Annotated in this window: 11 protein-coding genes; 3 read left to right on the top strand and 8 right to left on the bottom strand. The window is 44.7% G+C overall.

Annotated elements, in window-relative coordinates; genetic code table 11:
• Positions 1-335 precede the first annotated feature (335 nt).
• On the top strand, positions 336-587 hold the full coding sequence (locus DYB02_RS23535) for a YgjV family protein (protein ID WP_005454365.1): 252 nt from the start codon (positions 336-338) through the stop codon (positions 585-587).
• 65 nt (positions 588-652) lie between these two features.
• Here the strand turns inward: DYB02_RS23535 and DYB02_RS23530 are convergent, their stop codons facing one another.
• Both DYB02_RS23530 and DYB02_RS23525 read right to left on the bottom strand, forming a co-directional pair.
• Positions 653-934, bottom strand: a complete 282-nt coding sequence (locus tag DYB02_RS23530; RefSeq protein ID WP_005486246.1) for a DUF2218 domain-containing protein — start codon at positions 932-934, stop codon at positions 653-655.
• 59 nt (positions 935-993) lie between these two features.
• The gene (locus DYB02_RS23525) at positions 994-3,000 is read right to left on the bottom strand and encodes a TonB-dependent siderophore receptor (RefSeq protein WP_029805126.1); all 2,007 of its coding nucleotides are present in this window, start codon (positions 2,998-3,000) and stop codon (positions 994-996) included.
• Between the two features lie 116 nt (positions 3,001-3,116).
• On the opposite strand from DYB02_RS23525, the gene DYB02_RS23520 reads away from it, so the two are divergent.
• A complete protein-coding gene (locus DYB02_RS23520) occupies positions 3,117-4,103 on the top strand; it encodes a helix-turn-helix domain-containing protein (RefSeq protein ID WP_029805125.1) in 987 nt (328 codons plus the stop codon).
• Between the two features lie 208 nt (positions 4,104-4,311).
• On the top strand, positions 4,312-4,698 hold the full coding sequence (cueR, locus tag DYB02_RS23510) for a Cu(I)-responsive transcriptional regulator (protein WP_005486235.1): 387 nt from the start codon (positions 4,312-4,314) through the stop codon (positions 4,696-4,698).
• Positions 4,699-4,745: 47 nt separating this feature from the next.
• On the opposite strand, the gene vctC is transcribed toward cueR, so the two are convergent.
• From vctC to DYB02_RS23480, 6 genes are all read right to left on the bottom strand, one after another.
• Positions 4,746-5,501 carry an iron chelate ABC transporter ATP-binding protein VctC gene (gene vctC, locus DYB02_RS23505; protein ID WP_005482130.1) on the bottom strand — a complete coding sequence of 252 codons (756 nt, stop codon included), beginning with the start codon at positions 5,499-5,501 and terminating at the stop codon, positions 4,746-4,748.
• A gap of 2 nt (positions 5,502-5,503) precedes the next feature.
• Positions 5,504-6,454 carry an iron chelate uptake ABC transporter permease subunit VctG gene (gene vctG, locus DYB02_RS23500; protein WP_005482136.1) on the bottom strand — a complete coding sequence of 317 codons (951 nt, stop codon included), beginning with the start codon at positions 6,452-6,454 and terminating at the stop codon, positions 5,504-5,506.
• Positions 6,447-7,382: an iron chelate uptake ABC transporter permease subunit VctD gene (gene vctD / locus DYB02_RS23495; RefSeq protein ID WP_029805124.1), complete on the bottom strand. Its 936-nt coding sequence runs from the start codon at positions 7,380-7,382 to the stop codon at positions 6,447-6,449. The genes vctG and vctD overlap by 8 nt, the downstream gene beginning before the upstream one ends.
• A gap of 22 nt (positions 7,383-7,404) precedes the next feature.
• Positions 7,405-8,313, bottom strand: coding sequence for a siderophore ABC transporter substrate-binding protein (locus DYB02_RS23490; RefSeq protein ID WP_029805123.1), 909 nt, complete (start codon positions 8,311-8,313; stop codon positions 7,405-7,407).
• 163 nt (positions 8,314-8,476) lie between these two features.
• On the bottom strand, positions 8,477-9,157 hold the full coding sequence (locus DYB02_RS23485) for a Crp/Fnr family transcriptional regulator (RefSeq protein ID WP_029805121.1): 681 nt from the start codon (positions 9,155-9,157) through the stop codon (positions 8,477-8,479).
• Between the two features lie 238 nt (positions 9,158-9,395).
• The gene (locus tag DYB02_RS23480; protein WP_029806850.1) at positions 9,396-10,439 is read right to left on the bottom strand and encodes a hypothetical protein; all 1,044 of its coding nucleotides are present in this window, start codon (positions 10,437-10,439) and stop codon (positions 9,396-9,398) included.
• Positions 10,440-10,532: the final 93 nt, after the last annotated feature.

The raw sequence follows: 10,532 nt of genomic DNA, 5'->3' as shown, positions 1-10,532 counted from the left end.
AAAAATACATCATAAAAACGACACAAATAGAAATAATTCTCATTTGCAATATTAGGATAATATGCCCATATATTCAACTGCGTTTGAGCTATCAATCCCATCGCTATTATCAATCAACATAATAAGTAAAGTTATCAGTAATTTTCTCCCTAAACGTTTGCGTAATCGCTAACCTTCTCTTAACCTTGATTTGAGGCTTTCATCACGGTTTTTCCATTGATATAGTACGGCCAATACAAAAATAAAGACCATTCGAGGCATGGAGCTTCCTCGCTAATCTCAAGATGAGAAGAATTGGTACCGACAAATTCGGCAGATTTAAAGAGGGTCAAATAATGGAAATGAATATGGTTGAGATTTTAGGCTACGCAGCTTCAATCATGGTCGCAATTTCGCTAACTATGAAAGATATTGTTAAGCTTCGTATCCTTAACTTTATCGGCTGTGCACTGTTCACTGCTTACGGACTGATGATTGATTCGTGGCCAGTAGTGCTAACAAACGGCTTTATTGCATGTGTTAACGTGTACTTCCTAGCTAAAATGCAGCAGGAAAAAAAAAGCCTAGAGCCTGAAAAAGCCCAATAAAACTCGTATTTTGAAAGGCCCGCAAGTCATACACTGCGGGCTTTTTTATTGTCTAAATTTCGTTTTTATCGAATCCAATCAAGCTCGAGCGTCTCTCTACGTGAAAACATTTCGACATGCGATTCGATAATGCCCTTCACTTGCTCCAACTGCTTTTCAGAATCCGCTTCACACGCAATAATGAGGCAGAGCCCATTCAAACTGAATTCTGCCTTTCCAACAGGGAATGTTACCAAGCCACTTTGTTCATCCCACGTTGCAGGCACTTTACGTGCGAAATGTCGGCATAGCGTCACTAAGTATTTGCTCGCGTGTTCACTTTCAATCTGGGTCGTTTCTTTGATCATATTGTCACTTTACTTATTCGTGGAAAAAGGCCCTCTTTCGAGAGCCTTATGAATAGGTTTTAGAATTGGTAAGCCGCTGAAAGCTTGAAATTGCGACCTGGTTCGTAATCATCTAGCGTGAAGCCGCGTACCGTGCCCGAACGTGACGCATGTGATGTGTAAACCTCATCGAAGATATTATCGATACCGAACGTTACCGATAAGCCATCAACGTTTGACGGCACCCACTGAGCGTACAGATTATGCACATCGTAGCTATCTTTAGCAGGCTGACCATCAAACACATTGTCTTCTTCAAGTACAAACATGGATGTCCAACCAAAGATGGTTTCTAGCGAATCAGATTGGTAATCCAGCGTTAAAGCAATGCTGTCACCCATGTCGATACTGCGACCATTTCCACCTGCAACTGGGCCGCCAGTGTTCTTGTTTTTGGTATCAGACTGCGAGTAAGAAAGCTTACTGTTGAATTTGTCATACCCGTAGGACGCACTGGCTTCAAAGCCTTTTATCTCAACGTCACCGATGTTGTAAATCAGGTAGGTTTGAGTCGCATCTTGGTATTTATCAGCAATGTAATCATCAATGTTTGTTTGGAAAACCGTCACATTGGCACCGAAGAAGTGTTTATCTAACGTCTTGTTGAAACGCAGGCCACCTTGGGTGTTTTGGCCCGTTTCCGCCTTCATGCCTTCATCGAGGTACGCAACGTCTTGATACGCGATGAACGTTTCCATCAACTCTGGGCCCTTAAACAGGGAACGCGAGCTCGCAAACAGTGTCCAGTCTTGTGTCACCGCCCACTCTGCAGCCAATGCCCAAGTCACGTCATCAAAATTGCTTGTACCTGTTTCCGCTTTACGTTTGTAATCATCAAAACGCAGACCCGCAGTAATAAAGAAGGCATCCGAAAAGAAGAACTGATCTTCAACAAACAGCGCCGTTGAAACTGCCGATTCATCCATAAACTTGCTGCTGCCGTAGTAACTAGATGACGTCTTATCCATGTAGTCAAAGCCATAAGTCACTCGGTTATCAAACTGAGCGAGAGCAAAATCCGATTGGAATTTCGCATTTAAGCCAAGGTTTTGGTTCTTAGCCGTGTTCTTTGACAAGCGGTTCGAAGGCCAACGCGGTGCCATAACCGTTTCATCACGTTTGATTTCAGTTTCGGTGTTGTAAAGCGTCACGTTACCTTGGTGCTGCTCCCCTCTTAGCTCGTAACTGAGCGTGACGGTATCGCGATCATAATCCGTTGGGATCAGCAACTTGCTCGACAAGCCATTGTTTGCGCTACCTGCCATATCAGGACGCGGACTGTAATCGCCGCTGTCACGGTACATATCGTAGGAAAGTTCGAAACGGTGAATGTCATTAAACTCGTAACCAAGCTTCGCAAGAATGTTGTAAACGTCCCCTGCCGAGCCGAACGTCTTGTCGCCATTTCCATCTTTGAAATCGTCACGCGCCACATAGTGGCCATAAACCATTGCATCTACGTTTTCTGACAGCAAACCGTATAACGTTAAAGAGCCTTGTTGGTTGTCGTTAGATGCAAAACCACCGTATACACGCGCGCCAAAAGTTTCATCGTAACGAAGCAAATCACGTGCGTCTTTGGTTTCAAAATACACCGAACCACCCAACCCATTTTGCGTCACTGAGTTGTTACCCACTTGAATATCTGCCGACTTAAGAATATCTGGGTTCAGCGTTAAGTTACCGATGTGGTGGAACATACTCGCGTGTTGTGACGCGCCATCCAGACGGATATCCAAGTCAGTCTCACCCAAGCCGCGAATCGTGATGCGCTGGTTGACTGAGTGAGTACCACCCACATCAACGCCCGGAATATCACGCAGTAGATCCGACATATGATCGGCCTGCTTTAATGACATATCGTCCGCGAACATCGATTCGGTATTGCTGGAAACTTTCGTTCCCCATACTACGACTTCTTCGAAATGAGAGTCAGGTTCTTGAGCTAAAACGGGATTTGCCAATGCCATTCCCACTGCAAGGCAAAGGCTTGAAAGCTTGATTGATGAGCAAGCTGGGCTTTCCATAAGTACATCCCTAAATATTAATGATAATAATTCTCAGATATAATAAGCAGGTGTTTTATAAATACAAAGGCGATTCAGTTATGCGAAATCGCACAAGTGTTATGAGGAAACGTCAAATGCAGGAAGTCACCGCCAAACGAACTAAACTTGGCAAAATAGCTATGACCCAAAAACTGGAAGCCACGGAAAAACAGTTTATTGTGACGCAAGGGCAACCATGCCAGACCCAACTGGCCGAAGGGAAATTTTTGTCTTATCAGTACAATGACCAGATTTTTGTGCATGGCGGGCGCTGCATTGAATTGGTTGACTCCAATATCGTCTCTACCGCGCACGCTTCATTGTTGATCACCATTCTTCTCGAAGGAAAACTCTCTTTCGGCTACGACGATCTACAGTTCGACCTCGATGCCAGTGATACACCTCAAGGCGTGGTGGTGAATCTCATTCATCCTGCTAACTTTCGTCGTTCGCTTATTGAAAACAATCAGATCAACAAGATTAATATTCTTGTAAAGCCGCAATGGTTAGAGTCCCGTACGGAAGAGTCGTGTTGCAGTACTGCCTTCTTTGAAACGCACCAAGCCTTTTACCACCTAGAGCTTAACCAGGTGTTAACTGAACTTGCCACCGAACTCACCAACCGGGATACACCACATCGTTTCCAAGACAAGCTCGAAATCGAAAGTTTGATTTATCAAATTCTGTTTCACGCAACACAACAAATGCCACAGGATTTTTGCCCTCAAAACACCAACTGTTACCGAGATAAAATCTCCGAACGTCATAGTGATTCACGCGTGGAAAACATTGTCAGCTATATCGAAACGCACCTTGAACAAGAGTTGAGCCTCGAACACATTGCAGAGGTATTCTCGATGAGTGTGTCTAACCTACAACGCCGCTTTAAACAGTCACTCAATATGACGGTGAATGGTTATATCCGTTATCGCCGTCTTGAGATCGCAAGAGTACATTTGGAGCGTGGTTTAGTGTCGATTACTGAAGCCGCGTACGAAGCGGGCTATCACCACCCTTCTAATTTCACTAATGCGTTTAAAAAAGTGTTCGGTGTGCCGCCCCATGAGATCGTAAAAGAGTGACGGGAACGCTCAACAATGCGTCTATCCAGCCTACTTAGGTACTTTGGGGGTATATATCGTCAGCGACATGAGTATATACTCGCGTTAAACATCAAGCCAATGCCATCGGGTTGCAAATCAAACGCTGCGTAGAAACCAATATGTTTAACGCGCTGATACACAACGACAATTAACGGCATCGGCGTTATCTCGAATGTGGAGGTTAAACATGAATATTGGCGCTGTCGCGAAGCTAACTGGACTGTCATCAAAGTCGATTCGTTTGTATGAAGACAAAGGGATCATCTCTCCACCAGCACGCAGTGATTCTGGCTATCGCGAGTATTCGGATAATCATATTCAAGAACTTAACTTAGTTTCACGAGCAAAAAACGCAGGATTTTCACTTCAAGAATGTAAAGAATTCGTCCAGCTTGCGCATAATCCAAACCGTAAAAGCAGCGAAGTGAAAGAAAGAACGATGGATAAACTGCGCGAAGTAGAAGAGAAAATTGCTCACCTGATGGAAATTAAAAAACAGTTGGAAGGTTGGGTATCGGCTTGTCCTGGCGATGCAAAAAGTCGCTGTCCAATCATAGACGAGCTCACTAAGTAAGCTCGCCTATCTATTGCAGTTCGTTAAAGGCAACAAGTTGGTTCAGATTAATGGTAAGTGCACATGCGTTTGCCATTTAACTCAATGATGTTAAATGGTGTTTCGTAGATGTCTTCCAATGTTGTTGCCTGAATCACCTCTTCAACCGCGCCACTTGCCACCACTTTACCTTGTTTAAGCGCCAGAATGACATCGGAATAGCACGCCGCAAAGTTGATATCGTGAATCACAACCACCATTGCTTTGTTCATGTCATGAGCAAGCCTTTGAATCACCTTCATGATCTGCAATGAATGCTTGATATCCAAGTTGTTCAGCGGTTCATCTAAGAAAACGTAGTCCGTATCCTGAGCAATCACCATGGCGATAAACGCCAACTGGCGCTGACCACCACTCAACTCATCCAAGTATTTATCTTGAATATCTTGCAGGTCTAAGTAATCAATGGCTTGTGCAATAACAGCATGATCGTCTTTGGTAAGATTGCCTTTTGAATAAGGGAAGCGACCAAAAGAGACCAGTTCTTTCACGGTAAATCGCATCGTGATTGAGTTCGCTTGGCGAAGCACAGCAAGCCTTTTCGCCAGCTCTTTGGTATCCCACTCAGCGATCTCTTTACAGTCGATGATGACGCTACCACCGTCTCGCTCTGTTAGACGCGAAGCCATCGAGAGCAAGGTACTCTTGCCTGCTCCATTTGGGCCAATGATCGACGTGACTTTGCCTTTTTCGAACTGAGTATCCGCGCTATCAACGACTTTACTCGAACCAAATGCTTTGGTTAGTTTCTCTATGACTATCATGTTTATACGACTTTGTTTTTCAACAGCAGATACAAGAAATAAATGCCGCCAAGGAAGTTAATGACCACGCTTAGCGTTGTCTCAAAATTAAAAACGTTTTCAATGATCCACTGCCCTGAAAGCAATGAGCTAATGGCCAACAGTGAACAGCCTATCAACAATGTTTTATGTTGATAGGAATGAAACATCTCACGGCTCAAGTTGGTCACAAGCAAACCAAAGAACATAATTGGGCCAACCAACGCGGTAGAAATTGCAATCAAAACCGCAGAAAGGATGAAGACGTTGCGCGTCACTTTCGGCACATCAACACCCAAGCTTTTCGCGTTGTCTTGATCTAACCAGAACACATCCAATGTGCGATGCATACGAAACAGCAACCAGCAAGCCAATATCAACATCGGCGCACTGAAGTACACGAGATTAACCTTTACGTTGTTAAAGCTTGCATACAGTTTGGACTGCACGAAAGCGAACGTATTGGGATCCATCAATAGCGAGAAGAAAGACGCAACGTTGGAAAAGAGCTGCCCAAATATCAAACCGACCAGCAATAAGGTGATCAAATTTCGGCTACCTTTGGAGAAATAGAAACCAAACAAAAGCAGTGAAAACGCCACCATGATGCATGCCGCGATGGTGAAGTTGACGTAGATATTCAACACTAATGTGCTCAATCCACCAAACAACAATACGATCAACACTTGCGTTAGCACGTACAAAGCATCAAAGCCCATAATGCTTGGCGTCAATATCCGGTTATGCGTAATGGTTTGAAACACCATAGATGACTGAGCAATCGCCACGCCAGCTAATACAATCGCCAGCACTTTGGGTACACGTCGCGAAAGAAAGTACTGGTAGTTGTCTGCGTTCAAGCCAATGCCGATAAACAAAAAGGCAAACACCAGAGCGATAACACCGAGCAAAACGATTTTGGTTGAATCACGCATGCTGCTTACCTCTTAGCAACATCGTAATGAATACCACGCCACCTAAAATGCTGATCACAATGGAAATTGGCATTTCATGAGGGAAGATGATCAAACGACTCACCAAATCACAGCCGAGTACCAATATGGCACCATACATGGCGGTTAAAGGAATGTTTTTCTTCAGGTTATCACCGTAAAAATGACTGACGAGGTTCGGCACAATAAGGCCAAGAAACGGCAGCTGACCAACTATCATCACCACACTTGCGGACATGATGGACACCAACAGCACGCCAATAGTAACCACTTGCTGATAGTTCAAACCCAAGTTCACGGCAAAGTCTTTACCAATACCGACCGCAGAGATTCTTGCGGCAAACAAGTAACTGAGAATCACCATCGGAACCGCAATGTAGAGCAGTTCAAAATCCCCCCGCAAAATGTTGGCGAAGTTCGCGACCGACCAAGCACTCAAGCTTTGGAGCGCATCGTACTTGTAGGCGATGAACGTGGTCATCGATTCAATAACGTTACCGAAAATGATCCCGACGAGCGGTACAAACACCACACTTTTGAATTGGATACGTTGGATGAAATGCACAAACGTAAGCGTTCCGAGCACGGAGATACCAAACACCAACCAAAGATGATCACCATCGCCAAAGAACACCACGCTCATTACGTAGCCCAACATGGCACACTCAATTGTTCCCGTTGTCGAAGGCGAGGCAAAACGGTTTTGGCTGATCTGCTGCATCACAAGACCAGCGATACTCAGCCCTGCCCCAGCAAGCAAAATCGCGAACAAACGAGGAATACGGCTAGTGAAAAAAAGCTCTAACGCTTTTGCATCGCCAGAAAACAATTGTTGGGGCGTCATATCTGCCACCCCAACAAACAACGAAACCGTGCTTAAAACCACAAGGGTTAGCAATAACTTTTTCAAAGTTAACCTCTGCTAGCCGGGCTTAAAGATCGACAGTGTTTTTGATCTCGTTGACCATTTTTTCTGTCGCAGTCACGCCTGACATAGCCAAGTACCAAGCATCAACATCCAAGAACGTAATTTTTTGGTTCTTGTATGCCGTCGTCGCTTTCACCAAGTCATTGTCCATCGATTTACGAAGGTCTTGGCTTGGCTTCGCATGCAGCGAGTTACGGTCGATCACCAAAATGTTTTTCGGATCAGCTTCACGGATAAACTCGTAAGAAATTACGTCACCGTGTGTACCAGTCTTGATGTTTTTTACCGTTTCAATGAAACCAAAGTCATTGTAAATCGCGCCGAAGCGGGACTTCGCACCAAAGGCACTGATGTTGTCACCGATGCTCAAAATCGTTAGCGCATCGTTATTGTTCGTTTGGTTGTAGTCGCGAATCGCTTTAAATTGAGCATCCAATGTTTCAATTTTTTGCTCGACTTTGTCTTCAATGTTGAAGATTTTGCCAATGTTACGCCATTGAGCCTGCGTGCCTTCCCAGTAGCCTTCGCCTTCTTTAGCTGCAAACACAACCGTTGGGGCAATTTCACTTAGCTCTTCATATTTCGTGGAGCCACGCGGGCCAACCAAGATCAGATCTGGTTTTTGCATATAAATAGCTTCGAAGTCAGGCTCAAACAAACTGCCTGCTGATGTGTAATTCTCTTTGCTGTACTTAGAAAGGTAGCTCGGAAGATGAGATGCGTTTGACACAGCTACAGGGTCAATCCCGAAGTTATCCAAAGCATCTAAAGGACCAAAACCAATCACAACCACGCGCTTAGGTGATTGTTCTAGCTCGGTTTTTCCCATGTAATGGTCAATAACAACGTTAGCAGCAAAAGATGGAGAAATGGTTAGCAGCGAGAAAACAGCCGCACTGACGAGTTTTTTCATTTTGTTGAGCCTTAATGAGATCTATTATCATGCGCGTTCGCAATATAACGTTACTCTCAAAAGCATTCAACAAGATTTATACGACTTTACATTCATTACAGTGATTTTAGATTAAACCATTTCAAGCACTTATGAATGGTAATCATTGCAATCCCGAATTGAATTATTCGTGCGAATCGATGAACGCTTTTAACGCCATTTCATCAAGAATCGCTAAGCCATTGTCGGTTTTTGCAATGAGTCCTTTATCGATAAGATCTTTGACCGCACGTCGATAAACTCGGCCTGACGTACCAAATCGTTCCGCCTCTTGGTTCACTTTGTCAAAGCCACCAAGCAGCGTATCCGTCTGATTACGGACGAGAAGATCATAGGCAATGTTGTAAGTGATGGGATGCAGCAAACGGTTAGTATAGATATCCATTGAGTCCTGATAGTCTTCTGCCAGTGCAGAGGCAAAAAACACCATCATCTCAGGGTGCTGCTGTAGTGCTTCGGTCAGTTTCTGAATGCAAATGACATCGACTTGCATGTGCTCATCAGCCACCACATTCCACTGGCAAGGGGTTTGAGTAAAGTACTCCATTTCGCCATAAATGTGGTAATCGCAGTTCGCCTCCCCTAGTTGGAAACGTCGCCCATTGGCGGCCAAAATGCTCATAGAAACACGTCCAACAGGCACGATATACAGGTACTGAAGTTGCTCGCCTTGGCGCAAAATGGCTTCGCCTGCATCAAAATAACGAGTGTTTACTTGGCACTGATAGATGAGATCACGAAACGCGGTACTTTTCTGTTCTAGATAGTTTTTGAAGCGACCAGTCGGATAAGGGCTGATTTTCATGCGTTTTTCTCTATGCTAGGAAGGTGCTAATCCGGACAAATGAGCAACTCAAAGACTAAGCCAGTTTGCTTGTTCATCCAGACAATTACTATTGATAACAATCTCAGATGGATTGTACCCCTTCCATTAAGACGATGAAACCAAGTAAATTATCACCTACTGAAATAGGTGCTTTAGGGCTGAAAATAAAAAAAGAGCGCCCATCGACGCTCTTTAAATATTTACTGAGTCTAGACCATTAAGCGGCTTCAGCTTGACCAATCCAATGGTAATGGTGGTTGGCTTTTTTACCCACCAGCCCAAGCTCTGCAAGCTCTTCGAAGACTTTGTCTACCTCTTCCGCAGAAAGTCTAAATTGCTTCGCTACCGCCTTTTTCGTACACGTGATTTGATGAGTTTTAAGGGCATCGCTCACCTGTTCTAGCAGTGTTTTTGGCTCTTCCGGTTCTTCAATTTTTTGCTCAACGGCGGGGTCATCTTCATCCTTAATGTGTGGAAGATAACCCGCTGGCTCTGGGTCAATATCGCGAATTGATGTCACGGCCATGCCTGCGTAGCGACGGTAATAATGACGGAAACGTTGTTCTTCACCAATCAAGCCAACAAAAAACGCCGCAAAGAAATCGAGAAGGATGGATAAGAACACCACCAGCCATAACTGAGCTTGTTGCGATGTCGTACCAAACGCATTTGCAAGGCTATCGATCAGACCGATGACCGAGCCTTGTGTTACCGGAGGCAAACTGTCTCGCTCCATCGCCAATCTCTGCTGCTCTTCGCGCAGGGTTTTGTTTTGCTCTTGAATTCGCGTCACCCCCGTTGCGATGCGCTCCATTTCGATGTACTTCTGCGCCGCTATGTTGTTCAGCTCGATCTGTTTATCGATAGACGCAATCTGGCGGTTAAACGCTTCGATTTTTGCTTGCTCGACAGAAATATGGCTTTGTGCGCTGTTAGTCGCGCTGTTGATGCCGCCGATACTACCGCCAATAGAGATAGCGGCAAGCACAGAGTAAAACACCAAGGCCGTAATTGCCCCACCGTAATTTCTGTGGGCGCGACGCTCGCCGTATTCATACCACGCATAAAATTTGCCAGCTTCAAAGATGATGGCCAAACCACCAAAAAGCGCCTGCATCATTGGGTTGTCGTCAATTGACAAAAATAGCAATAGAGAAAAAATCGTCGACGCTAAAATAGCGGCGCCTGTGAATGTATAAACACTCACCATCGCGAATCGACCTTTAGGGTATCGAAATTCGATCTGTTGTTCGTATTTCATTGGAGAAATTTCTTAAGATGACGCCTCTCTTGCCACAGCAAGAAACGCTCAGGAATACACAAAGGAGCGAGAGAATACCGTATCCTTTATTAA

The sequence above is a fragment of the Vibrio parahaemolyticus genome (assembly GCF_900460535.1).
Taxonomy (GTDB): Bacteria; Pseudomonadota; Gammaproteobacteria; order Enterobacterales; family Vibrionaceae; genus Vibrio; species Vibrio parahaemolyticus.
This window is presented reverse-complemented; position numbering and strand designations above follow the sequence as displayed.

Excerpts from the sequence above, each read along its gene's own strand:
- DYB02_RS23535 (WP_005454365.1), top strand. The coding sequence starts at position 336 with ATGGAAATGAATATGGTTGAGATTTTAGGCTACGCAGCTTCAATCATG.
- DYB02_RS23530 (WP_005486246.1), bottom strand. The coding sequence starts at position 934 with ATGATCAAAGAAACGACCCAGATTGAAAGTGAACACGCGAGCAAATAC.
- DYB02_RS23525 (WP_029805126.1), bottom strand. The coding sequence starts at position 3,000 with ATGGAAAGCCCAGCTTGCTCATCAATCAAGCTTTCAAGCCTTTGCCTT.
- DYB02_RS23520 (WP_029805125.1), top strand. The coding sequence starts at position 3,117 with ATGCAGGAAGTCACCGCCAAACGAACTAAACTTGGCAAAATAGCTATG.
- cueR (WP_005486235.1), top strand. The coding sequence starts at position 4,312 with ATGAATATTGGCGCTGTCGCGAAGCTAACTGGACTGTCATCAAAGTCG.
- vctC (WP_005482130.1), bottom strand. The coding sequence starts at position 5,501 with ATGATAGTCATAGAGAAACTAACCAAAGCATTTGGTTCGAGTAAAGTC.
- vctG (WP_005482136.1), bottom strand. The coding sequence starts at position 6,454 with ATGCGTGATTCAACCAAAATCGTTTTGCTCGGTGTTATCGCTCTGGTG.
- DYB02_RS23490 (WP_029805123.1), bottom strand. The coding sequence starts at position 8,313 with ATGAAAAAACTCGTCAGTGCGGCTGTTTTCTCGCTGCTAACCATTTCT.
- DYB02_RS23485 (WP_029805121.1), bottom strand. The coding sequence starts at position 9,157 with ATGAAAATCAGCCCTTATCCGACTGGTCGCTTCAAAAACTATCTAGAA.
- DYB02_RS23480 (WP_029806850.1), bottom strand. The coding sequence starts at position 10,439 with ATGAAATACGAACAACAGATCGAATTTCGATACCCTAAAGGTCGATTC.